Genomic DNA, 23,675 nt, shown 5'->3' with positions numbered 1-23,675 from the left:
TGTGGAATGAAATGGCGGTGCTTGCATTAAAACAGGTTGAAACACAACAGGACGCTTCGATTCTGCAAGCACGGCTGCAGAAAGAAACCTCCGAAGTCAAAAATCCGTATAAAGGCAAAGTGATTGAATTCATGGTGAGCGAAGACATGGAAACCATAGCTGACCTTGACTATCCGGCAAGGGTAAGGTTTGAAAAATGGCTGCCAGATCATACAGACTCGGCAGAATATCGTCACTATCTGGTCTCGTTTGATAGGATAAAGCAGTATTCGGTAAGTAAAGAAATCCACATTGCAGCGGATGGAAAACCTGTCCGTCCGAATTATGAGAACACAATCCTGTTCCTGCTGTATCATCCCAACCCGGACATCCGGGCGATGTTCCGAAAAGCCACGAAGAAACACGAATTGGCATGGGATTTTACACGGGCTGTACCGGAGAAGCTGAAAAGGCAGATTTTCGATATCCTGCACTATGCGTTAGAAAATGACACAGCCTTTGAAACAAGGCGCAAGCATCTGTTAGGACTGAGAGAACTGTACGATTTCTGCGCAGACGAAAAAATCGATGACATCGAGCAGATGGAGCTGGCGCAGGAACAGCAATTCAAAGGCCTTGACAGTGAACGGCTCAAACCCTGCAACCGAGTCGGAATCATAAGTTTTTGCCGAAAAGCACTGTTCATGCAGACCGAAAAGATTAACTGGAATGCCCATGTCTGGTACATGGAACGTTTTCAGATACAGCCGGAAAGGCTGGATGCGGCAAGTCCGGTATCCTCAATCTCCTTCACAGAAGTTACGCATAAGAAAAACCGGGAATTACTGAAAAAATACATCCGATACGGACTTGGCATCACCAACCTGTCGGTGAGTGTGATTCGCGGAGAACATTCTGCTATCCGAAATTTTCTGAACGATATATGCCAAGATGAAAATGAGGATGTATGCTCGGTGACTCCGGCACAGATGGATGACTACTTCAAAAAACAGCGACAGCGATCGGTACAAGCTGAAACCTACAATAAGAATGTCATGTGCATACAGCACTTCTTCAATTTTCTCAAGGTTCGGCAGTACATTGAACGGATACCCTTCGATGCAGAATGCTGTCTGAAGAAAATAATCCCACGGCATCTTGACCGGAGTGTAGCTCAAGAGGCCGCGGATGAAATTCTCGAAAAGCTCTGCTGTTTCCCCGAAACGATAAGGATCATGTACCTGCACCTTTGGGGAGTCGGCCTGCGCATCAGCGAGGTATGCACCTTAAAGGGCAACGCCTACTACATACAGGGCAAGGACGCTTGGATTCAGGTGTATCAGATAAAGATGAGAACTTATAAGCGAATCCCGATTCCGGACGCCTTGTATAAGCTAACGAAGGTTTATCTGAAAAAGCATGGCATCAAAGCGGATGATTATGTATTCCAAAATGCAAAAGGCGGCGCATACTGCAAGTCAACCTTCCGCTACAATATGTTGAAATACTGCGAACTCAACAACATTCAGAACGGCGGCTATGTGTTCAAATCCCATGATTACCGCCATACGATAGCGACCTATTTTTACGACACGGGCGTATCGCTGCAGAGTATCCGTGATTACCTCGGTCATGACTACGAAGAAATGACCGAGCAGTATATCGACTATATGCCAAAGAAAATTGAAAAAGCAAGCGAGGAATACTTCAGCCGGCACAGTCTGGCGGCTTGCATGAAAAGAGGTGAAAAGACAGATGGATAACCGGATTTATTTATGGGATTTATATGACGAGGCAGAGAAAGCGAAATTCTTGAAAAAGCAGATCAACAAAAATCCATATTACGACTTAGAACCGATACCGGCATCAAAGCTGCGTGAGGAAATAACGGATTTTATAAAGTGGCGAAGCACGCAGGTCTGTTTAACGAGGCTGTATAACGACCTGCAGCAGTTCAAAAAGGTGTGCCGGTTTTTACAGGATACTGCCAAACCCGGTTCGAGCCTGCATGACATAAGTGCAGAGGCATGGATAAAGCGGTTTAAAATATGGATGTTCAAGGAACAGATGCCTTTATATAAAAGACAGACCGCCATCAACGGAAACACCTTAATGGTAAAGGCTCGGGAAATATCCTACCTTGAACGCATGTTGAAATTCCTCTCAACGGATAACCGCCAGGAAGAAGAAAAGGATATCTGGGAGCTTGATAAGCTCGGCATCGAGTTCAGAGCCAATCCGATCAAGAGAGTCCGAACCTTAAACTTCACAAAGATATCGCAGGACGGTATCCGGCAGGAAGTGAAAAAAGGCATCTACCTCAACCTGCAAAGCGAAGCCATCGCCTGCGTGATAAAAGAACTGACAGCAGTGCGGAGGTTGTCACGGTATCTTGAAGAACGGCAGCCAGACATCCAGTCCTGCAAGGACATCAGCCGCAAGGTGGTTGAAGAATATCTTACCTACCTCAAAACAGAGGCAACGGAAACCAAACATTTCCATGCAGACCTAAACCGCCTGCGCTGCCTGCTGGAAAGCATCGGTCAGATGTGTGATTATCCGAATTTAATCGGGCTGTTTCTTACAAGAGATATTCCGCAGACGCCGAAAGCAGCCTTCAAAACTTATTCGGACGAAGAACTCAAGCGCCTCAACCGGGAGATTGTCAAGCTGGATGAGCAGACTGCAAGGCTGATGATTATCCATCAAATGCTCGGCACACGAATCTCTGATACACTGACGCTCGCTCCCGACTGCCTGTCGGAAAAAAACGGTGAAATCATTATCCGAATCCGGCAAATGAAAACAAAGCCTTATGAAAAACCAATCAGTGCAGAGCTTGCAGCTTTAATCCAAATGGCAATTGATTATACCAAAGAAAAATACGGGGATACCCCTTACATCTTCGTGGATGATAAAGATACAGCACACGCTATGCCATATACCAAAGTGCAATATCGAGTCACGGCGATGATTTACGACAAGGACTTAAGGGATGACAACGGTGAGCTCTTCGGATTCAGCACACATATCTACCGGCATTATTACGGCGTAAAGCTGACAGAAATGCATCTGGATGATTGGACTATCGCCAAGTTGCTGGGACACAGCAGTGTCCGGAATGTAAAATACTATCGCAAGATGAGCAATCAACTACTTGCCGATGAAACCCGAAAGGCACGGCAGAAGCTCTCGGCGATAATATTAAACAACTTAGACGGATGGGAGGATGAATATGAGCAAATACGAAAAGATGGTCGCCTGTAACCGAAAGAGCAGTGCGGACAAGATTGAACTTGCTAAAAAGACAATCTTTAAAATGCTGGATGAGGGAGAGAAAATAACGATTCCGAAGCTGATTGCTAAGACAGGATTGTCGAGAGGATTTTTTTACAAGAACCCCATTGTACGAAGCACACTGGACAAGGCACTTGAACAGCAGGTCGGAATGACTGATCCCCGAAAGAACATTCTCGATATGGCGATGGACAACGAAATCGTTGTATCATTCTTCATATTATGTCCGTAAATCACAGTATGCCGGTCTGAAAAATCTGCGCTGTTGCGGTAGTCCATAAAAATGGTTCCTGCCGTGTTCCAAGAGCCGTCCAGCAGGCGACGAAGGTAGTAGCTGTTATCCTCGCTCTGCGCCACCGGATAGTTTATCTTGGTATCGGGGCAGTGCAGCCATGCGATGATGTCCTTGTTTTCTGTCTGTAAAACCTCAAAATCTACTATGATCGGCGCAGTTTCCTGTACAGATTCTTGTTCCGACTGGTTGCTTTCAGCGTCCTGCGGAAGTTTCATTACTGCTTCCTTCGTAAGTGAATCGTTCAAATTTTGGCTTTCCAGCATTTCCAGCAAATACCCTGAAATTTTATAAATAGACAAAGCCGCAATTATCAGGCATACCGCCACAATTATAATTTTTTTCATTGTTAATAGTTCCATCGCTTAAATTAGCACAAAAAAGACGGTGGCGGTTTTTAAGCCGTCACCGCCTGTAACTGATGTTGTCAATGAGATGAAATCTCAATCATCTGTTATTTAGCATACTTTCTTTCTTTTGCTGTAAACCGCCATACCTATAACACCGCCGCAGGAGGCCAGCATCAGACCAATCCACAGCATCATATTGCTGCTGTCCCCGGTCTGGGGGCTTTCTGTTTGCTCAGAAGGCTTGCCCGGCTGTTCGGGGTTGGCTGGGTCAGTGGGGTCTGTAGGAGTGGTAGGGTCGGTGGGCTGTTCGCTGGTTTCAAACGGTGTGTTGGAACCAAGGATAGCATACTGGCTCAGATGGGTAGTCTCAAATACCAGGAAGTCTCCTTCCACCACTGCATCAAAGCGTTCCAGCGGGTCACCCAGATATACCGCCTGGTAGTATTTGTAGCCCTTCAGGTGGTCGTTCATCGGGATTTTGACCGTCATGGGGTTGTCCTTGATTTCCAGAGCTTTACCGTCTTTTCTAACGCTGATGTCGTAAATGGACAGCAGGCCCGGCAGTTCCTCTTTCAGTTCCGGACGGCTTCCCAGCACGCTTTCCTGCGCGATGGTGTCAGCAGAAAGCTCTGCTCCCTCTGGCACGCCGTCGGTCAGGGAGATGGAAACGCCGGTTTCGGAAGCAGTCAGATCTTTGACGCCAGTATCCTCACCAGGTTTTGTTCCAGGATCAGTGCCCGGATCGGTAGAAGTCCCGGACGGGGATACTTTGATCACATCATTGGTGCAGTAGTAGCTATACATGCCGGTCTTCTCAATGACTGTCTTATATCCCTCCGGATAGCCTTCCTGATCCGTGGTAAGATTTCTCATACCCTCAACAGGAGCTGCAATTACAGCTTCTTTTTTATCGCCCCAATGATCCACAATCTCCATCTTGTCGGTAAGTCCCTTGTAAACGGAATACCAAGATGTTCCTACTCCGCCTTCAGGAGGATATTCAATCTTATCCGGACCCCAATAGAAGGTTTCGCCGTCTTTTTGAAGTAAGGTCATGTTCATTGTATTTGAAATTTTTGCGTCAACGGTTTTTCCCTCGGGGTCCTTAGTATAGCCCTCGGGCCATGCTACGCCGGCGGTTTTGCTGACAGCTACCGCGAGATATTCATTTCCACTGGCAAGTCCGTCAACCTTTACAAGCTCAAACACATCAGTTTGACCCTCTGAATACTCATTAGCCTCGAAGAAGTAAATGCCGTAGAGTTTGCCGTCATTGTCCTTTGTGGCAAGCTGCCATGTTCTGTTAGCATAACTTTCTTCATCTTCATAAATAACAGTTGCACCCACTGCATATTCGCCTTCCACGCCGGAGTCAGGGGTCATGGTAAGGGCTGCTTCCAGATTGCCTTGGAAGGGAAGGGTTGAGGAGGTAGTAGATACAAAGGCCGCAGAATAAGTGTTTTCACCTGCGCTCTTATACGCTGTCACAGAAGCGTTTGAGCCGACCTTGAGCAGACCCTGTGTTCCCTCAGCCATAAAGCGGATCGCCGCAGTCTGAGATGTTTTGTTTTCATTGATGGTCAGGGAGCCGTCTCCGGTAATTTCCAGATTGCCGCCCCAGCCGAAGCCGTATACAACCAGTTCGGAGATATGGTTGTCTCCCACCAGATTAAGCTTCAGATCATCACCCATCTCGTTGGCGACAAGGATATTGGTCGGGTTGTTGTAGTTGGTCAGGGTAACGGTGTTGCTCGCCTTATCATAAACAGCACCTGATACATCGTCAATCTGGCCGCTGTTGGCAAAGAGCGTCTGATACCCATCCTCCGAATTACCGAGCCTGAGGTATGCATAACTGTAGTCCCCGGACGAGGGGCCGTTCGCCGCAAACACCGGCACAGCCATTCCAACAGCCATACAAAGCGTCAGCAGTCCTGCAAGAAGTTTGCGCTTTAGTTTCATAACTGATTTTTCTCCTTTCAAGATAACTTTTATGTGAATATACAGGTTTGATCATTCTTTTTGGTGTATCACCGCCTTTTTCTCTATATTTCTATGCCATCCGTTCCCCGGTGCGTCGGTTCAGGCAGCCAGGGCGGAACGAATAACCTTCTTTGCCGCAGTTAAAGTTCTTTATGCTTTGGTGAAGACCAAAGCATAAAGAAGGGATATCCCTTCTGCAAAACAACGCTGGCTACACCGGGGCGGGCTGCGGGATTTGCATGAAGCCCGCCCGCAGGCGCTTTTGCCGGTTTTGTTTTATCTTTAAGCCTTATTTCCCGGCCGCTGTTTTTTTCCGTTTGTAGAACAGCATCCCCAGCAATCCGCCGCAGGAAACCATCATCAGGCTGATCCACAGCGCCATATTGCTGCTGTCCCCGGTCTGGGGGCTTTCTATTTGCTCAGAAGGCTTGCCCTGCTGTTCGGGTTTGGCTGGGTCGGTTGGGTCAGCCGGGTCAGCGGGGTCTGTCGGGGTGGTCGGGTCAGTCGGCCCAGCCGGATCGGTGGGATCTGTTGGAGTAGTGGGGTCAGCCGGGTCAGCGGGGTCGGTCGGCTTTTCGCTGGTTTCAAACGGCGTGTTAGAACCAAGGATTGCGTACTGGCTCAAATGGTCGGTTTCAAACACGAGGAAGTCTCCTTCCACCACCGCGTCAAAGCGTTCCAATGGGTCGCCCAGATACACCGCCTGATAGTATTTGTAGCCTTTCAGGTGGTCGTTCAGCGGGATTTTCACCGTCATGGGATTGTCCTTGATTTCAAGGGTTTCCCCATTCTGGCGGACGCTGATGTCGTAAATGGACAGCAGGCCCGGCAGCTCCTCTTTCAGCTCCGGACGGCTTTCCAGTACGCTTTCCTGCGCGATAGTATCAGCGGAAAGGGTCGCGTCCTCCGGCACACCGTCGGTCAGGGAGATGGAAACGCCGGTTTCGGAAGCAGTCAAATCCTTAACGGTGGTACCGCTCTCAGCGCCTTTAGACTCCCACTTGGCATAGAGGTCAATCGGCGCATAGGGCGCGGCGCCGTAGGGCTCATCCTTCAAATCATTGTAAATGCTCAGATAGGTGATCGGCCCGTCGGTACAGGCTTCGTCCCTGTACCAGCCTGCAAACACCATATCGCCGTTTTCCGGCTTGGGACAGGTCGCTTCCACAAAAAAGTCATCCTGGCCGGAGAATTCCATTGACTGCGGCTTTATATACAAATGGTCGCTGCCGTCCTCCGCAAAGGTTCCGCCGTTGGCCCGCAGGATGACGGCGTATTTCGGATACTCTCCGGAAGGTGTTTTATTGGTCAGGTCATCTTTGTCTACAATCTCTGAATGAAATGCTGCAGTGATAACCACGCTTTTATTGCCGCTCTCGTCCGTCTCGATCGCGTTCCGGACGTCCTCCGCCGTGACGGAGCCTTTCAGCGCCTTATATCCGCCCTTTCCGTCCTTTACCATCCATGCGGCAAACGTATAATAGAAGCCGGCTCCTTCCGGACGATATTCTGGTCCGTCAGGAAGCGGAACAGTAAAGGAAGATGCGTCTGCGACCTCCACATCATAGTACAGATGCGCCATAGTGATGTCTGGTTCAATGCTGGAGATGCTTTTGTCCGCCGGATTGATATCGCCTTCAATGGTGGTATACACCGGCTCATCGCCTGGGTTTTCCACATGTCCGATGGTTCTTGTAGCATAGAACCGTCCGGCATCGGTATCGATATCACCGACATCGACCCAGCCCATTTGATAGTAGCCATATTCCGCGCCGCCGTAGTAGAAGCTGATGGTAAGGGGGTCAGTTGGGTCGGTGGGGTCGGTCGGCTTTTCGCTGGTTTCAAACGGCGTGTTAGAACCAAGGATTGCGTACTGGCTCAAATGGTCGGTTTCAAACACGAGGAAGTCTCCTTCCACCACCGCGTCAAAGCGTTCCAATGGGTCGCCCAGATACACCGCCTGATAGTATTTGTAGCCTTTCAGGTGGTCGTTCAGCGGGATTTTCACCGTCATGGGATTGTCCTTGATTTCAAGGGTTTCCCCATTCTGGCGGACGCTGATGTCGTAAATGGACAGCAGGCCCGGCAGCTCCTCTTTCAGCTCCGGACGGCTTTCCAGTACGCTTTCCTGCGCGATAGTATCAGCGGAAAGGGTCGCGTCCTCCGGCACACCGTCGGTCAGGGAGATGGAAACGTTGGTGTCGGAGTTGGTCAGTTCGGTAACATTTTTCTCCCATTTTGCGTAAACCTGCATATCATACGCATTGATCCACTCGTCGCTTGCGGTATTTGCAATCCGGCTTTCATCTGTGCAGTCGGGCGATGTATACCAGCCTGCAAAGGTGTAACCCTCACGCACGGGGATAACCCCTCCGATGTCGAAAAACTGTCCGTTTTCCACGCTCTTGAGGTCAATTTCACGGATAGCTTTTTCCCCGTCCTTCAATGCTCCGCCGTTGGGATTGAAAGTAACCGTACAGCCTCTTGTAAAGATTGGCGCCAAGTTTTTGTCCCCTGCCCCATATCTTAAACCGTTTTCAAAATCAAAGGTTATAAAGGTTTTACCGTCTTTTACCGTTTTTGTTTCACCCAAACCAATAATTGTATCATACCCTGATTCTCTCCAGTTTTTAAAATGATAGCCGGGCCGAACAGGATTTGGCAGAACAATCTGCTGCTCTTCCCGCTGGATATAATAGCGGTCAGGCAAATCCGCCAATTCTTCCTCGGTAAAATAGTTTTCCACGCCTTCATAGTTTATATTGTAATAAGGCTCATAAAAGGTAACATAGAACTGAGAGAAACCTCCGCCATACATCGATTGTACAGGCCCATGACCGACGTGTCCGCAGCCTTCTGTGCCCACTTTCTCGCCTTCGGCTCCCTTGCCGCCGGCATAACAAGCTGTTAAAAGCATGGGTAAACCAGTATTGTTAACATATCCTGCATTGAAAGTATGCCCCGGAAGTTCGCGTGCCGCTTCCAAAGCGGACTGTAAATTACTATATTCTTCTTCCCCATAGGCTGATGGGTCGATCTCTAATAACTTGTTTTCATAGGCAATCTTTATCGCATTGTCATAATATTTTGTTATGGGTTCCAGCTTTGACAAATCCGGCGTGCTGGTTGTTAAATAGCCATCACTTACATACCTCGGTTCATGAGCACTGTAATTAGGACTATCAACATATCCCAAATACAGGTCTGCATTCATGAATTGAACCGTAGTTATATACTTCCAATACTGACCGTCCGCCGTGATACACATGCAATTGCCCTTGTGAATGTCCGTGTTGGGCTGTGCGGTGAAACTCTCGCCGGGCATAACCAGTATATCCATGTTGGTTCTATGCGTATCCTCATTCAAAACGTGGTCTACGTGTGTGTATTTCGGGCCGTCAGCGCCCTGCTCCTGTTCAGCAGGCGTAGTGGCTGCGGCTGCCGGTACGGCCATTCCCGCCGCCATGCAAAGCGTCAGCAAACCTGCAAGTAATTTTCGCTTCATGATTGTTTCCTCCTTGTCAAATAAGATTGTTTATCCTTTGGTGTAAGCAAAGGATAGAAGGGGCGCCCCTTCTAAAAATTTTTCCTGCCGGCTGCCTGGGACAGGTTTTGCATGAAGCCCCGCCTGCAGGCGCTTTTGCCGGTTTTGTTTTATCTCTCAGCCTTATTCCTCGACCACCACCTTTTTCCGCCTGCAGTCCAGTATTCCCAGTACGCCGCAGGAGACCAGCAGAACGATATAGACGGCGTTTTGCCCTTTATCGCACTGGAGCGCTCTGCGGGAGAGCGGCGCCCTGCATTTCGGACAGAATTTCACGCTTGGGGCCGGCCGCTGTTCCTTACACAGCATAATGCCGATCCTGCACGAAACAGCGGCGGTTGATCATCAGCTCGTTCTCAAGGTACTGGGCGACCATATCGGCTACGGCGGTCACCGCCCGTTCCTCTCCCTTGGCCGACAGGCCGGGACAGGGATCACGTACGGAAACCGTCAGTCCGGTTCCCGTGTCGCATATCTCCGCCGAAAGGCTGAAGGTGCTGACGTTCCCGTAAACCGAAAGCCGGGCGACCACCGCGCCGCTTTCATTCTTCCAGTATTCCGCCCCCTCCGCGTCCAGCACATCGTAAACAGCCATCTGCACATACCGCCGGACATAGGGAAGGAGCCTTTTCACTTGACGCATTCCGTTTCCCTCCTTGTCATGTATTCCTTGTTTGCGGTTTTCCGCCGCTTCCCTATTCGATGTAACCGCTGATGGGCTCTGCATACATTTTGTTTTCAGTCACCGGCTTGTAGCGGTCACTGCCGGTGCTTTCATACCATCCGGCCTCCGCCCGGTAGATTTCGCCGGTCTGCGTGTCGTACACGCGCTCGTAGCCGCCGGTTTCGTCGCTCTGCATCTGGCTGGTGATGTCCTGCTCGACGTTCCGGTCCTCCCAGGCCGCCATGATGATTTCCAGCCTCTCGTTGGTGATGCGGCTGATTTCCTTTGACATCGCCACCTTTTCTTCACCGGCCTGCTCAGTGGCTTTTACGAAACTCTCAGAATAGGCGAGCGTTCCAAGGCATTTGGTGAGGACGCTCTCCCATTCGATGAAGGTATCCTTCGCGGCGGTGACCGCCATGACGTTGTATGCCATGTAGTAGCCGCCGTCCGCCCGGGGGATGATATATCCTACCGGCAGTCCTGCGGCAATATCAACGCTTCCGAAGTCCACCACCGACGCGGCGAACATCCCCTCGCCTTCCTTGCCGTTTTCGGTAAAGGACGCCCGCAGCGTCTCTTCTCCCAGAGCATACGAGGACAGGAGGCTGGCCGAGGCAAAGCGGTCGGTCACGGCAAAGCCGTCAAACCGGGGGAAGGTATAGCCGGCATAGCTCGGCTCCCACTGCTCTACAAACGCCGCGTATTCCGAAAACAGCTTGAAAAAGTTTTCGGTGGAAGGGGTTGTCAGCACCGGCGCCTGGGAAAGCATCTGCGCCCATGTGTTCCCCATGGTGACGTTATACGCATAGGCGTCCTTTCCCTCCTGGCTGTGCAGCAGGCCCTCCGCCTTCAGCAGGACAAACATCTGGTTGAGGGGCTGGCTGGGATCCTGCACCCGGATGGAATGGTACATGGCCGTACCGCCGCTGGTGACTGTCCAGCCCTTGGGGATCTGCAGGCTGAAATCCGCCGTTTCATACAGCTCGGTTTCGATGGACCTGGCCGCTGTCTCAGTGATTTTTACGTCGTTTTCTTCTTTCGTGATGGTCCCGTCGCTGTTGACGACAGGCTCCTTTCCGCCCGGCTGCCCCTGCCCGGCGCAACCGGCGAGGGAGAGCGCCAGCGCCGCCGCCAGCAGCAGGGATAATACGCTTTTCTTTTTCATAGCAGAATGCCTCCTGATCGATTTTTATTAATTTCAATAGCCATCCAGAGCGAGGAGCTTCTCCATCACATCCGGCGGGTATGCGATGTAGCCCGATTCATAGTCCTCGCCTATCGCCTCCGTGGCGGGGAGAAGCTTGTAGTCCGCCGTGATGATATAATCATGGGCGATGGTGAGCACGTCGCTGTAATACCGGCTCAGCAGCTCCAGCTTTACAAGCCGGTAGCGGTTGCCGCCGCCGAATTTTGGGAGATAGGCGGCGGGGGTGCCGTCGGCGTTGGTGGTCTTTTCCTCATAGCTCAGATCATTCTCGGAGATATCGTCGTACATGATCTGGTAAAACGCCTGATCGGTCGCCAGGATGTTCCCATTTATCCCCGTCATTTCTCACACCTCCTGTCCCCTGAAGCGGCGTTTTTTAAGCGTCTTCCTCCCCTTTCGTCATCAGGGTATTTTCCAAATGCCGGACGATCTGGTCCAGCATCTCCTGCAGAAGCCGGTACGCTCTCTGCTCCGGTATCCCGTCGCAGGGGCGGCGCAGCGAAACCGTCAGTTCGGTTCCAAACGCTTTTTCCTCCGCCGTTATGGAAAGGGAGACGTCTGTTCCGTCCTCTCTCCATTCGGCAATAACCCTTCCCGGCTCTTCCTCCCCAAAAGTAATCCCTTCCTGCCGCAGCACGCCGTACACCGAGCGCAGGACAAAGGAGCGCACATAGGGAAGTTCTCTTTGAACGTATTCCATCATTTCTTTTCCTCCTGAATTTTTGGGGAATCGTGGCGGACGCCGGGAAGAAGTAGATTCCTAAGTCCTCATTTTAGGTGAAAAGAGGCCGGATTGTCTATGCGTAAACCCCGCCAATCGTATCAAAACAGGTGGCGGTGAACCGCCATTTTTCAAAAAACCGATGGCGGTCAACCGCCACTTGTGCATATTATATAAATCAAAGCAACTATTTTGAGGCTTTATATATGCATAACTTCTAATCGTTCCAAGTAGGGGATGAGGTGTGCTTTTCTTTCCTGATTTTTCCTTTCGCGGATGCCGAATGGCGTAAATTTCATTTTTCAGATGGGGAAAACGATATTTTTCATCAGGACAATTCGTTACCGCACACAAAAACACCCTGCCTCTCCGGAGAGAAAGCAGGGTGTCAGCCAGTATGTTAATCGTTGCGGTAAAGCAGGTACATAGTGATGCGGGATTTTGCGCCTGTCTTTTCGTACAGGGCGGAGATATGCCGTTCCACCGTCCGCTTGGACAGGAACAGGCAGTCGGCTATCTCCTGGGCGCTGCTGTCCGAGGAAATCATCTTGGAGAACACATCCCATTCCCGTTCGGTCAGCCCGTATTTTGCGATGAACGCCTCCCTTCGCTCTTCGTCCGACTTTTGGGAAGCAGGCGGCTCCTTGGGTTCTTTGACGGCGTTCATGCGGGCGGTATACACAGCCATAACAACGCTGACCGCCACGAACAGCACCAGGGCGATGACAATGGCGGCCAGGCTGTTGCCGGTGGACAGCAGCGCCACCGATCCGCTGGCGATCAGGGCGGCGCTCACGTTATTCATGGCGCGGCCCATGCCCGCCCACAGCGACGGCAGGCGCATATGCCGGGAAAGCTCCATAAAGCCCGCTGTGAAAAAGACAACGAAAAAACCCGAGGACAGGTAAAAGACCACCAGTCCAATCAGGAACGGAGCGCCCAGGTTCAGTACCACAATGGACAGAACCGACATCATCATCACGCAGTACATGATAAGCCCCATATACTTCCGCTTTCGGATATCGAAGACAAAGCCTGCGGCGAGGCCGCTGAGCGCCAGCAACAGGCGGGGCCACTGCCCGATATCCGTCCCGCCCGCATGGCGGAGGGTCACGGCGTTGTCCAGTGTGCTGAACACACATGCCATCAGCACTACCAGCAGCGCCAGCATAATGCCCGCCGTCCGTTTTTTCCGGGTGAGGGAAATGTCTGTTTCTGATTTTGAGGCCAAAGCCGCAGTCTCCGTCATTTCGATGCGGCTTTGGCCGGCCTGTCTCGTTCGGATGACCAGCAGGCTCAAAGCCGCCAGAAATACCGAAAGAAACGCCGCCTCCGCAACCTCCAGGTTGACAAGGTTGTTGTTTGCATACTGGAGCAGAATTCCCAGAGCGTAGGCGATCCCCGCCAGCCGTGCCAATGCATTGTCGCCGTCTATGGTGACGGAAGCCAGATAGTGGACGGCGCTGCCGAAAACGCCCAGCAGCAGAAACAGCACCATCCCTGCTGTCATAGTCGCCGCATAGGAGATATGCTGCTGGACAATGAAGGTACAGATAATCGCACCCAGCGCCAGGATAAAGGTCAGCGAGCTTTTATAGCGCCTTCCAACCCAGCGTTCCATGGCCGGATACAGGAAAAAGCCGACGGCGCTGGCGCCCAGCGCATAGTTCTGGGCAATGACGGTTTTCCCTTCCGTCACCGACAGGGAGATCATATTGACAAACAGATATTCCGCACCTAAAAAGACAAAAGTGAAAATGCCGACCAAAAGGATAAAGTGAATCGCCGGCTTGTTAAAAACAAAATGATGTTTCATATGTTTTCACCCCCGTCCTAGGGTTCTTTTACGATCTCAACCACATCGCCGATGTCGCAATCCAGAGTCAGGCAGATCCGTTCCAGTACGGAAAGAGCCACATATTCATCCCTGTCCAGCTTCGCCATAATAGAGGGGGCAATCCCTGTCATTTTCGACAAAGCAGAAGGCTTTATCTTTTTATCTATCAGCAGCTTCCAAAGCTTATTGTACTGAACCGCCATTTTGTTCACCTCATAAACAGAATATATTTATTATAGCAGAAACAATTTGATAAGTCGAGCTTTAATTTGACTTGTCAAAATATTTTATGAGAAAAACATTAACAGAGGAGTAACAGCAAATAGTCTGTGTTTTCTCTTTCTGCTGTATTCTCTCTTAAAGTGGGTACTTCAAGGCGGGTCAAAATGAACCGCCCCTCAGTCCACTGTTTAGGCATAGTTCTCCCTTGGCGGACGAGATTTGTTTTTTTCGGCTCACAGCAGATAGTATCGATTGGAGGTCGCACTGCCGTTTTCACGGCAGTGCGGCTCCTTTCGTATCAGTCCGGCTTTCTCTAAATCCTTGACGGCTCGTTTAACAGTGGAACGGGAGAGTGAGAGGTGGGAGGCGATAGTGTTTAGCCCCGGCCACGCCTTTCGCTCCTTATCCATGCGGTCATGGAGATAGATATACACGAGCTTTGCCCGATGCGGCACATCGGTTTTGTATAGCTTATCAAGTCTGCCCATTGGCACTCACCTCCGGCTTTGGTTCTTGAGGCGGAGTCCTGCGAGCTCTTGGGGAAGTCTGCAGATTTGATCCGCCTGTTTTCTTCTTATCCCTTGTCTGCTGTTTTTTCGTCTGTGGTTGGCTGCTTTCGTCCTTCGCCTGATCCTGACCGCCGGATGCATTGCCTTCGTCTGCAGGTTCGGGCGGCGCTAACAGGTCAGGACGGTATTTCTTCACGATGCCGTCCATAATGTCCTTCTTCGAGGCATACTCCACCTTGCGGTTTCCCTGATCGGCAACGGCGTAGGGATTCTTCTCATCAAACTGAATGCCCCATTTGAAGAACAGTTTCAGCTTTACCTTCATCGGGTAGAAGCCTGTTTTCATCACCACAAACTGCCCTTTGGGCATACTCTTTAATTCATCCGGCGTCATCAGCGGCCGTTCTATCATCTGCAGCGATTCGGACGGATCGTTCTTGCTTCTTGATACCGAACCGGACATGACAGTTCGGCTGCCCAAGGCTTTGGACAGGGTTTCCGCAGAAGTGCTTTGAGGAGCAAAGCCGCCGAAGATGGTGAGCTGGGTATTGTCTATGATAATTTCCGCACCTTCCTTGCCGTAGTTCTTTTCAAGCTGAGAAAAGGACTGGATGATCGGCACGATCTGCAATCGCCTTGAACGGGAGGCGGAGAACATCATTTCTGCTGGGCATCCACCTTTGTGGTCTGTACGCTGCCCACAATAAAGCGGTTTTCAATCTCAATCTCTACGATTTCTTCGTTTTCAGAGATGGTCACCGGGTAGGTCGTTTCGTTCAATACAAATGCCGGGGCAGCTTTTAGTTCACGGATTATCCAATTTCCAAACGGTACATTTTCAAATCCGAACACGCCGATTTCATTGGACTCGGCGGTAAGAATAGCGGTATCCTCAGTAAATTCCGTTTCGTCTGCCTTAAACAATCCGAAGATGGCGCCGCAGATGGCAAAGCCGTCCTCGTTAATCTTCTTGCCGATGACTGAGCCTCTGATAAGCTTGTTCTCCATCGGCTGACCGTCATTTACGGAGATATTCACGACTGCCGTTTCCTGTCCTGCATAGGCAAATTCCACAGGATAGATTTCATCGCTGATGAGGTAATGCTCGTCTGTGCTGTATTCCTTCACATAGAGCTTTGCACCCACCGGGAGATCTGTTGCAAAAACAGCTTTTCCGTTTTCATCGCAGGAAGCAATTTCAATGAGACCGTCCTTCGGGATAGCCATGCCGTCTGCCGCTGTGATATCCTCGGCTGCATACAAGCCGAACTGTACCGAGAGGATTTCGCCGTTCTGTCCGATACCGAACTTCTCGTCCTGTTCCAATACTTTGGAAAGGTCAATCTGCACACGCTGGCGCTCGTTATAGAATGCGGAGGAGACGGATGTGATTTCCACTTCCTCATGCTCTTTAAAGTCTCGAAGCCTCTCAATCTCAATTTCAATAACTTTCTCTTTTTCTTCCAATTTTTCTCCTTTCCTCTGATACGAAAAAAGCTCGTTCAGATCAGTTTTGTAAATCTGATCCAAACGAGCTTCCCGTTTGACTATTATATGTAATTGATATTGTATCGGCTTCCAGATGAACCTCTGAAAAATGTGCAGTCCGCATACCACGCTTTTACCATGTTTTACTATTTTAAATACAGGCTGACATTTAACTGAGCACTGTTATTAGCTGATCTGCCTGGAAAAAAATTATTAGCCACAAAGCTTTTTTATTAGCCAGATCCGCTAATTTTTGACAGTGTATTAGCTGGATTTTCATCCCATTCAGGGTAATTTTCTTCTTCAGAAAATGAGATAAGCGGGTAATTATTAAAGCCTTTCCAGCTAATAATTCCCGCTTATATCTACCGTCTCGTATAGGAATCGAACCTATAATTGAGTCTTAGGAGGACCCTGTTATATCCATTTAACTAACGAGACATTCTCTGATTTTTTGGCTTAAACACTGGGTTTTCAGCCTCTCGGTCAGATAGCCGATTCTATGGTAACAGCCTTTTTCAATGCTGATAACCAACAATTTTTTTGATCCCTTTGACACTTGAGCAAACACCTTTTTCTTGTCTCCGCTCCGTTCAAATGGTTTCCGTACCGGATCCGATTTGATCCTTTTTCTGCTTCTGTCCTGTTTCCTCAGGTGTTCGCTTAGCAAACACTTAGGAGTTCACTCGAAACCCTGCTTTCACTATCAAAGTAAGTAAAAGAAATGCAAGGAAATCAAGGGTTTTCTATCGGTCAGGAATCAACCGTATGTAAGCAAAATCAAACGAAATAAAAGGCGTTTTTCAGGCTCTCCTTTGCAGGTGATTAGCAGAAGAGGTGAATTTAGGTGGAAGGTTGGTTGTTCTATTTTCAAATTCCAAACTATCCTACTAATAAACACCATAAAGTTCATATTATCTCATAATAATTCTTACTTTATTAAAAATTGTCTATCCAACATACGCAAAAATTTATTTTTTTAGCTTTGTAATCATCTCCTCTATTTTGCCACCTTCTATATCCTTTGCATCTTGAGTAATAAATGCAGACCCCTTGTCAATATTCCAGTTTTGAAGAACATCTTTTAGTTCATTCCAATCAAATTTATTTTTAAATAGTTGTAAATATAACTTTCCTAAGCCGATTGCATGTGCCCTATCAGAAGCTCTGATCGCCTCTACCATAAATGATTTTCCTAATATAAATAAAAATCGTGAAGCCGATATTGCTAAAGCCGATTCTGTTACTATTTCAATGCCCTTCCAAATCAAAAAATACAAATCATTACTTAATACTTTATCATTAGCCTTAACTATCACTAATACCAGAAAACTTATAAGGATTAAAAAGCTTCCTAAGTAACAGGCAATAGAAACTACTCTATTTCTAAAAGCACTAACATTTAATTTATTAATAGTATTATCTAAATATTGGAATCCTTCATTTTCTATGGATTTATTCAATTCTTTTACAAATCTTTGGTTTTCAATTTCTTCTGGATCTTGAAAGGTATTAATTAGATACGCTCTTCCTTCTTCCGTAGAAAAAATTTTGCAAGGTGATATCTCCAAAATTTTCTGGCACTGCTCATCAGATAAATTATCATGAATATCGATAAAGACAATATTTGATATCTTTTCCAATATACTCTTTAGACATTCCAATGCTTCTAAACTATCCAAGAAAAGGGGGCTTATAAACACAATACACGCATCATAAGCTTCTGCTCCTACAAACTTGCCAAGACGATCTGCAAAAAACAACTGATTTTCAGTTTTATTTTGATTTGTGTGATATTGCAAATATCTGGGCAAATTATCAATAAACTTTTTAACATTATCAAATTCTTTTGTTCTGGGTCCTCCAAGAACACACAAATATAGAAGCCTCATAGCTCTTATCCCTTCATAACAGTGTTTAAAAATATTTCATCCCTTATGTTTTTTGGTGTCACACTCTGTAATTTCAAAGGTAATTCCATTATAACATACACTAAAATTTTTACCACAAGTGCTCTATGTATTTATAACGTATTTACTTTGATTTATTTTCATTGAAACAGGAACGTACAACTTTTTGATTAGCAGGATTTTTTGCAGAAATTTTGCTCTGATTAGCAGGAAGGCGTTTTTCATTAGCAAAAATCCTCTCTTTTCTGCTAATTATTAGCAGCTAATGGAATTGTACAGTTCAGAGTCCGATTAGCAAATTGTGAACTGCTAATCGCCGTTAGGTTCTGTGTTCGGATTTTTTCTGAAAATGGAAGAAGCCGAAAACCTCGATTTTTCAAGGAATTTTCGGCTTCTCGGTTACGTTCCTGGGCGGATTCGAACCGCCGGCCTTCCGCTTAGGAGGCGGACGCTCTATCCTGCTGAGCTACAGAAACTTATATAAAAACAGCTTTTTATCGCTGTTTTTAACTATTTTATTGAACTGTTGACTTTTTTCCTCTTTTACTCAGGCGGACGTTCCGACGTCACCTTAGGAGGCGGACGCTCTATCCTGCTGAGCTACAGAAACTTATATAAAAACAGTTTATAAAAACTGTTTTTATCTTATCCTTTCGGACACGCTTAATAATATACCATATTTTCTTTTTTTTCTCAACTGTTTTATAAGAATTGCAAGATTCTCCACAGGTCCTGTTTTCTCTGCTGTCTGCTGAGCAGCATACTAAAAATTGATATACCCCTGCAGCCAGATTGTTCCTTTGAACCTTCTCCCGATCTCCGGTTCTCCCATAACCGAATCTGCCGGAACGCATACGTCAAACTGCAGCTCATTTACATTCAGCTTCATCTGATACAGTCTGACTCCCGTAGCGAAGTTATATCGTTCCCGGACGGCCAGTATTTCTCCCATAATCGAGTACAGATCACATTCTACGCCGTAAGGCATAAAATAGGTATCTACAATTGAGAACACATCTTCATTTGCAAGACGCCGGGATACTTTTGAATACATATCTATATCATCCAGTGTCAGAGTTTCTATTGCTGTCTGATCTCCGCTGCGGGCGGCGTTTAAAAGCATCTTCCTGTTGTCTGCGGCTGCCTTCTCATTTTTAAGCTGCTGTTCGTTTTTTATAACCGGCAGAAGAATCATACCGGATAAAGCAAGTCCGGAAAATGTAACAGACGTGGTGAGGCCTGCTGTAAATCCCGCCTGATTTTCCCTCATATATTCGATTCCGTTCTGGAGGGTAAATATCAGGCTGATTCCGATTTTGGAATCCTCGCACATGCCTACGTACTGTTCCTTTTCAATTTTCCTTTCCACAACGATTTCCGCGAATGTAGTAATGCCACTCCCCTCAAAATACGGGAAATAGTACGCCTGCTCAAACTCTTCTCTTTCATTCAGTTCTCCGCATAATGTAATTCCTATACTCTGCCCGTACTCTTTCTGATATTCGCAGAAATCTTCCTCCGGTTTATAGGAGACTATCGTCTCGTGAGTAAATTCGTTTTTCACTTCATCAAGCAGATGAATTAAATCTTTTCTTGTACGGATATTATCAAATCCGATTGCTTTTAAATACTGATGCATTTCACTCCTATTTTCCGAGTAAAGTGGATGCTCCTAATCCGCTTTGTTCACTTTTCTGTTTTGTTCCAATTATTTGCTTTTAAAAATCAGCAGCCGCCTTATTTTTTCTTCGGTCTGATTTCTGTATTTCCGCCCATATACGGCTGAAGTACCTCAGGTATTTTTACAGAGCCGTCTGCCTGGAGATTATTTTCAAGAAAAGCAATCAGCATTCTCGGCGGCGCTACTACCGTATTATTCAGTGTATGCGCAAAGTAGTTTCCGTTTTCGCCTTTTATTCTGATTCCAAGTCTTCTTGCCTGCGCGTCTCCCAGATTCGAGCAGCTTCCGACCTCAAAATACTTTTTCTGTCTTGGAGACCATGCCTCCACATCTACTGATTTTACTTTCAGATCCGCCAGATCGCCGGAGCAGCATTCCAGGGTTCTTACCGGTATATCCATAGAACGGAAAAGATCTACTGTATTTTTCCACAGTTTATCGTACCATTCCATGCTCTCTTCAGGTTTACATACAACAATCATTTCCTGCTTTTCAAACTGATGGATCCGGTATACTCCTCTTTCTTCAATTCCGTGAGCTCCCTTTTCTTTTCTGAAGCAGGGTGAGTAACTGGTCAGAGTCTGAGGAATCTGGTCTTCACTAAGCAGAGTGTTAATAAACTTTCCTATCATGGAGTGTTCGCTTGTCCCGATCAGATACAGGTCTTCGCCCTCTATCTTATACATCATGGCGTCCATCTCCGCAAAGCTCATAACTCCGGTAACAACATTGCTGCGGATCATAAACGGTGGAACACAGTAAGTAAATCCTCTGTTAATCATAAAGTCTCTTGCATAGGCAATTACCGATGAATGAAGGCGCGCAATGTCCCCCATCAGATAATAAAATCCGTTTCCGGCCACTTTTCTGGCGCTTTCAAGATCGATTCCGTCAAAGGCTTCCATAATATCTGTATGATACGGAATTTCAAAATCCGGAACTACAGGTTCTCCGAACCGCTCCAGCTCAACATTTTCGCTGTCGTCTTTTCCGATCGGTACAGAAGGATCTATGATATTCGGAATTGTCATCATGATCTTCTTTATCTTTTCTTCTACTTCTTTCTCTTCTTCTGAAAGAGCGTCAATTCTGCCGGCGCTTTCTGCCACCTTTTTTTTCATTTCTTCTGCATCTTCAAATTTTTTCTGCGCCATCATGGCGCCGATCTGTTTGGATGCTTTATTTTTTTCAGCGCGAAGTGCCTCTACTTCCTGTTTGATCTCTCTGTTTCTCTGATCAAGGGCAATTACTTCATCCACAAGGGGAAGCTTTTCATCCTGAAATTTATTCTTTATGTTCTGTTTTACAACATCCGGATTATTTCTAACAAACTTAATATCAAGCATTTATCTTTCCTCACATTTTCTTTTTTATATCGTATTCTTCCTGGTAAATTGCCTTTTCCAGACACTGCCTTTCTTCTTCGGCCAGTTCAATGTAACTTTCTCCATTAATGATTTCTTTTATATAAGTATAGCAGCCTTCTCTGCTGTGCATTGCATTAAAAATCCAGCCATTATCATTCTCATCCAGCATGGCAAGGGCAAAACTTAATTCCCCGCCCATTTCATGGAAAGCATCGTATTTTACAATTCCGACTTTCTGGTAATGACTTTCCATCTTTTTGTAAATATTATCGATCTCATCTCTGTTTTCTTTTGCCAGCTGAGCTACTTCATCCAGTTCTTCAAATCTTTTAAAAAAACTTTTTTCAAGATTCTTTCCATTTTTCCCCTTCATAAATGTTGCGTAGCTTCTCTGCAATTTTCTGTATCTCTCGTTAAGCAGTACATAGAGTATAAACAGTACTGCAAGTAAAACAAACACAACTATAAACAAATAAAACGGATCAACTCCCAGACTTTCCAGTATTCCGTTCATTTTATTATTCATCTCCTTCTTATTTTTCTCCCTCTCTTTTTCACTTCTTTAGTTTCTTTCCTCCCTTTTCCTTCATGAATTATATATTCAATATCATGCACAATCCTGTTCTATCATAATTCATATCTTATGCTATGTCATGTATTTTTTATATTTTGTTGCAGTTTTCTTTTTTTATCAATGAAGGACTATTGTAATTATACAGTTCGAATGGTCATTATAAGATCATATATTCTTTCCAATTCTTCTTCGGAATAATATTCTATCTCTATTTTTCCTTTTCCATTCGCTTTAGGATTCACAATTACTTTTGTTCCGATAATATTTTTCATTTGTTCTTCTATATTATTGTATACAAACGTATGTTCTATTTTTTGATTCTTTTTTTCTTTTTTAGGATTTTTCAGTGCTTTTACCAGTTTTTCTGTTTCTCTTACACTGAGTTTTTCATCGAATATCCGATTGGCCAGTTGATACTGCTGTTCTTCGTCATCTATGGCAAGAAGCGCTCTGGCATGACCTGTACTGATCATATCGTCTACGATCATCTGCTGTACCCTCGGACTCAATTTAAGAAGCCTCATTGAATTTGTAACAGCGGTACGGCTTTTTGAGACTCTTTCAGCCACTTCATCCTGTTTTAGGCTAAACTCCTCCAGAAGTCTCTTATATGCCATTGCTTCTTCAATCGGATTAAGATTTTCTCTTTGTATGTTTTCAATAAGAGAAATTTCTACAATTTCCTGGTTTGTATATTCCTTTACTATAATAGGAACTTCTTTTATTCCCGCAATTTTTGCCGCGCGCCATCTTCTTTCGCCGGCAATTATTTCATAGTAATCTTTCTTTTTCTGTACAAGAAGAGGCTGCAGAATTCCGAACTGTTTGATAGAATCAGCAAGTTCCATCAGAGAATCTTCGTCAAATTCCTTTCTCGGCTGTTCTCTGTTTGGTTCGACCTGATTGATTTTTACAAGAATTTCTCCTGATTCACTTTTTCTTTCTTCTTTCTTTTCTTCGGGTTTTTTTTCTGCTTTGACAGTTTTTTCTGCTTTATTCGGTATAAGACTATCCAGTCCCTTTCCCAATCCATTTCTCTTTACCGCCATATCATTCTTCTCCTTTATGAATCACTTCTTCTGCTAATAATCTATAGCTTTCGGCGCCTGTCGATTTTGAATCATAGAGATTTATCGGCATTCCATAACTTGGAGCTTCTGCCAGACGTATATTTCTTGGAATAATTGTTTTATAAATATTCTGATTCAGATTATCTTTTACGTTTTCTACAACCTGAAGTGATAAATTTGTTCTGGCATCATACATAGTAAAGACTACTCCTTCTATTTCAAGCTTCGGATTTAGTCTTTCCTGAACCAGCTCAATTGTATGTATAAGCTGGCTTAATCCTTCCAGAGCATAATATTCACACTGTATGGGGACAAGAACTGAATCTGCTGTTGTCATCGCGTTTATCGTCAGCATACTCAAAGCCGGCGGACAGTCTATAATAACGAAATCATATCTGTCTTTTACTTTTTTAACTTCATCTCTCAGGATAAATTCCTTATTATCCACTCCTATCAGTTCAATTTCCGCTGCTGAAAGATTTATATTAGATGGAAGCACATCCAGATTTTCCAGAACATCTCTGCAAAGACATTCTTCAATTCCCGCATTTCCTATTATAAGATCATATACTGTTTTATCAACGCCGTCTTTATCGACGCCCAAGCCACTGGTCATATTTCCCTGCGGATCCATATCAAGAGCAAGTACTTTTTTATCCATACTTGCGAGAGATGCCGATAGATTGATTGCCGTTGTAGTTTTTCCTACACCGCCTTTTTGATTGGCGATTGCTATTATTCTCCCCATTTTTACCTCCTGGCAAACTGCTTTCTCTTCTTTTTTTCATGTACTTTTCCATTATAACACCTTTTCCATTTTTTATCTATAATATAATGTTTCACGCAGTTTTAAACGGTAAAAATATATTTACCTGCCATATGCCAATGAATTTCTAAGAAAAAATAAGTTATCCACAACACTGGTTTTTCTTCCGAACTTATTCACTTTTAAGGCCCTGATGACCGAATTTCCTCTT

Annotated in this window: 20 protein-coding genes, 2 tRNA genes and 1 pseudogene; 3 read left to right on the top strand and 20 right to left on the bottom strand. The window is 46.2% G+C overall.

Annotation, left to right across the window (positions count from 1 at the left end; all coding sequences use genetic code 11):
• Positions 1–11 precede the first annotated feature (11 nt).
• Genes AC0QUU_RS02615 through AC0QUU_RS02605 form a run of 3 tightly spaced genes read left to right on the top strand, consistent with a single transcriptional unit; the run spans position 12 to position 3,508 of the window.
• Entirely contained in the window at positions 12–1,742 is a 1,731-nt protein-coding gene (locus AC0QUU_RS02615; protein ID WP_089705380.1) for a tyrosine-type recombinase/integrase, read from the top strand.
• The gene (locus AC0QUU_RS02610; RefSeq protein WP_204907370.1) at positions 1,735–3,246 is read left to right on the top strand and encodes a tyrosine-type recombinase/integrase; all 1,512 of its coding nucleotides are present in this window, start codon (positions 1,735–1,737) and stop codon (positions 3,244–3,246) included. The genes AC0QUU_RS02615 and AC0QUU_RS02610 overlap by 8 nt, the downstream gene beginning before the upstream one ends.
• A complete protein-coding gene (locus tag AC0QUU_RS02605) occupies positions 3,209–3,508 on the top strand; it encodes a DUF6262 family protein (protein WP_311136023.1) in 300 nt (99 codons plus the stop codon). Before AC0QUU_RS02610 ends, AC0QUU_RS02605 begins: the two co-directional genes overlap by 38 nt.
• A 518-nt stretch (positions 3,509–4,026) precedes the next feature.
• On the opposite strand, the gene AC0QUU_RS02600 is transcribed toward AC0QUU_RS02605, so the two are convergent.
• From AC0QUU_RS02600 to AC0QUU_RS02505, 20 genes and pseudogenes are all read right to left on the bottom strand, one after another.
• Positions 4,027–5,880, bottom strand: coding sequence for an LPXTG cell wall anchor domain-containing protein (locus AC0QUU_RS02600; RefSeq protein WP_474544460.1), 1,854 nt, complete (start codon positions 5,878–5,880; stop codon positions 4,027–4,029).
• Between the two features lie 310 nt (positions 5,881–6,190).
• Positions 6,191–9,406 carry an InlB B-repeat-containing protein gene (locus AC0QUU_RS02595; RefSeq protein ID WP_474544459.1) on the bottom strand — a complete coding sequence of 1,072 codons (3,216 nt, stop codon included), beginning with the start codon at positions 9,404–9,406 and terminating at the stop codon, positions 6,191–6,193.
• 162 nt (positions 9,407–9,568) lie between these two features.
• A complete protein-coding gene (locus AC0QUU_RS02590) occupies positions 9,569–9,754 on the bottom strand; it encodes a hypothetical protein (RefSeq protein WP_087163023.1) in 186 nt (61 codons plus the stop codon).
• A complete protein-coding gene (locus AC0QUU_RS02585; protein WP_474544458.1) occupies positions 9,744–10,088 on the bottom strand; it encodes a hypothetical protein in 345 nt (114 codons plus the stop codon). Before AC0QUU_RS02585 ends, AC0QUU_RS02590 begins: the two co-directional genes overlap by 11 nt.
• Positions 10,089–10,140: 52 nt before the next feature.
• Positions 10,141–11,277 (bottom strand): hypothetical protein, encoded by a 1,137-nt coding sequence (locus AC0QUU_RS02580; protein ID WP_021950629.1) that lies wholly within the window; start codon positions 11,275–11,277, stop codon positions 10,141–10,143.
• Between the two features lie 33 nt (positions 11,278–11,310).
• Positions 11,311–11,661 (bottom strand): hypothetical protein, encoded by a 351-nt coding sequence (locus tag AC0QUU_RS02575; protein ID WP_474544457.1) that lies wholly within the window; start codon positions 11,659–11,661, stop codon positions 11,311–11,313.
• Between the two features lie 34 nt (positions 11,662–11,695).
• Positions 11,696–12,022: a hypothetical protein gene (locus AC0QUU_RS02570; protein WP_087229370.1), complete on the bottom strand. Its 327-nt coding sequence runs from the start codon at positions 12,020–12,022 to the stop codon at positions 11,696–11,698.
• A 418-nt stretch (positions 12,023–12,440) separates the two neighbouring features.
• Entirely contained in the window at positions 12,441–13,856 is a 1,416-nt protein-coding gene (locus AC0QUU_RS02565) for a LuxR C-terminal-related transcriptional regulator (RefSeq protein WP_474544456.1), read from the bottom strand.
• A gap of 17 nt (positions 13,857–13,873) precedes the next feature.
• Complete coding sequence (locus AC0QUU_RS02560; protein ID WP_087163027.1) at positions 13,874–14,080, bottom strand: helix-turn-helix domain-containing protein; 207 nt, start codon at positions 14,078–14,080, stop codon at positions 13,874–13,876.
• 252 nt (positions 14,081–14,332) lie between these two features.
• Positions 14,333–14,587 (bottom strand): helix-turn-helix domain-containing protein, encoded by a 255-nt coding sequence (locus AC0QUU_RS02555; RefSeq protein ID WP_087163028.1) that lies wholly within the window; start codon positions 14,585–14,587, stop codon positions 14,333–14,335.
• 229 nt (positions 14,588–14,816) lie between these two features.
• A pseudogene (locus tag AC0QUU_RS02550) lies at positions 14,817–15,272 on the bottom strand (type IV secretory system conjugative DNA transfer family protein); the annotation flags it as partial.
• The gene (locus AC0QUU_RS02545) at positions 15,266–15,616 is read right to left on the bottom strand and encodes a prealbumin-like fold domain-containing protein (protein ID WP_474545506.1); all 351 of its coding nucleotides are present in this window, start codon (positions 15,614–15,616) and stop codon (positions 15,266–15,268) included. The gene AC0QUU_RS02545 and the pseudogene AC0QUU_RS02550, both read right to left, overlap by 7 nt.
• Before the next feature lie 849 nt (positions 15,617–16,465).
• Positions 16,466–16,537: transfer RNA gene (locus AC0QUU_RS02540), tRNA-Arg, on the bottom strand.
• Positions 16,538–17,067: 530 nt separating this feature from the next.
• Complete coding sequence (locus AC0QUU_RS02535; protein ID WP_474544455.1) at positions 17,068–17,973, bottom strand: hypothetical protein; 906 nt, start codon at positions 17,971–17,973, stop codon at positions 17,068–17,070.
• 435 nt (positions 17,974–18,408) lie between these two features.
• Positions 18,409–18,482: transfer RNA gene (locus AC0QUU_RS02530), tRNA-Arg, on the bottom strand.
• Between the two features lie 287 nt (positions 18,483–18,769).
• Positions 18,770–19,645, bottom strand: coding sequence for a DUF3881 family protein (locus AC0QUU_RS02525; RefSeq protein WP_474544454.1), 876 nt, complete (start codon positions 19,643–19,645; stop codon positions 18,770–18,772).
• Between the two features lie 98 nt (positions 19,646–19,743).
• Positions 19,744–21,033, bottom strand: coding sequence for a serine--tRNA ligase (gene serS, locus AC0QUU_RS02520; RefSeq protein WP_474544453.1), 1,290 nt, complete (start codon positions 21,031–21,033; stop codon positions 19,744–19,746).
• Positions 21,034–21,043: 10 nt separating this feature from the next.
• Entirely contained in the window at positions 21,044–21,568 is a 525-nt protein-coding gene (locus AC0QUU_RS02515) for a DUF4446 family protein (RefSeq protein WP_474544452.1), read from the bottom strand.
• Positions 21,569–21,765: 197 nt separating this feature from the next.
• Positions 21,766–22,677, bottom strand: coding sequence for a ParB/RepB/Spo0J family partition protein (locus AC0QUU_RS02510; protein ID WP_474544451.1), 912 nt, complete (start codon positions 22,675–22,677; stop codon positions 21,766–21,768).
• 1 nt (position 22,678) lies between these two features.
• Positions 22,679–23,446: a ParA family protein gene (locus AC0QUU_RS02505; protein ID WP_474544450.1), complete on the bottom strand. Its 768-nt coding sequence runs from the start codon at positions 23,444–23,446 to the stop codon at positions 22,679–22,681.
• Between the last annotated feature and the right edge of the window lie 229 nt (positions 23,447–23,675).

The organism is Mediterraneibacter sp. HA8405 (assembly GCF_056148955.1).
Note: the sequence above shows the minus strand (reverse complement) of the source record. Positions and strands in the feature narration are given on the sequence as shown.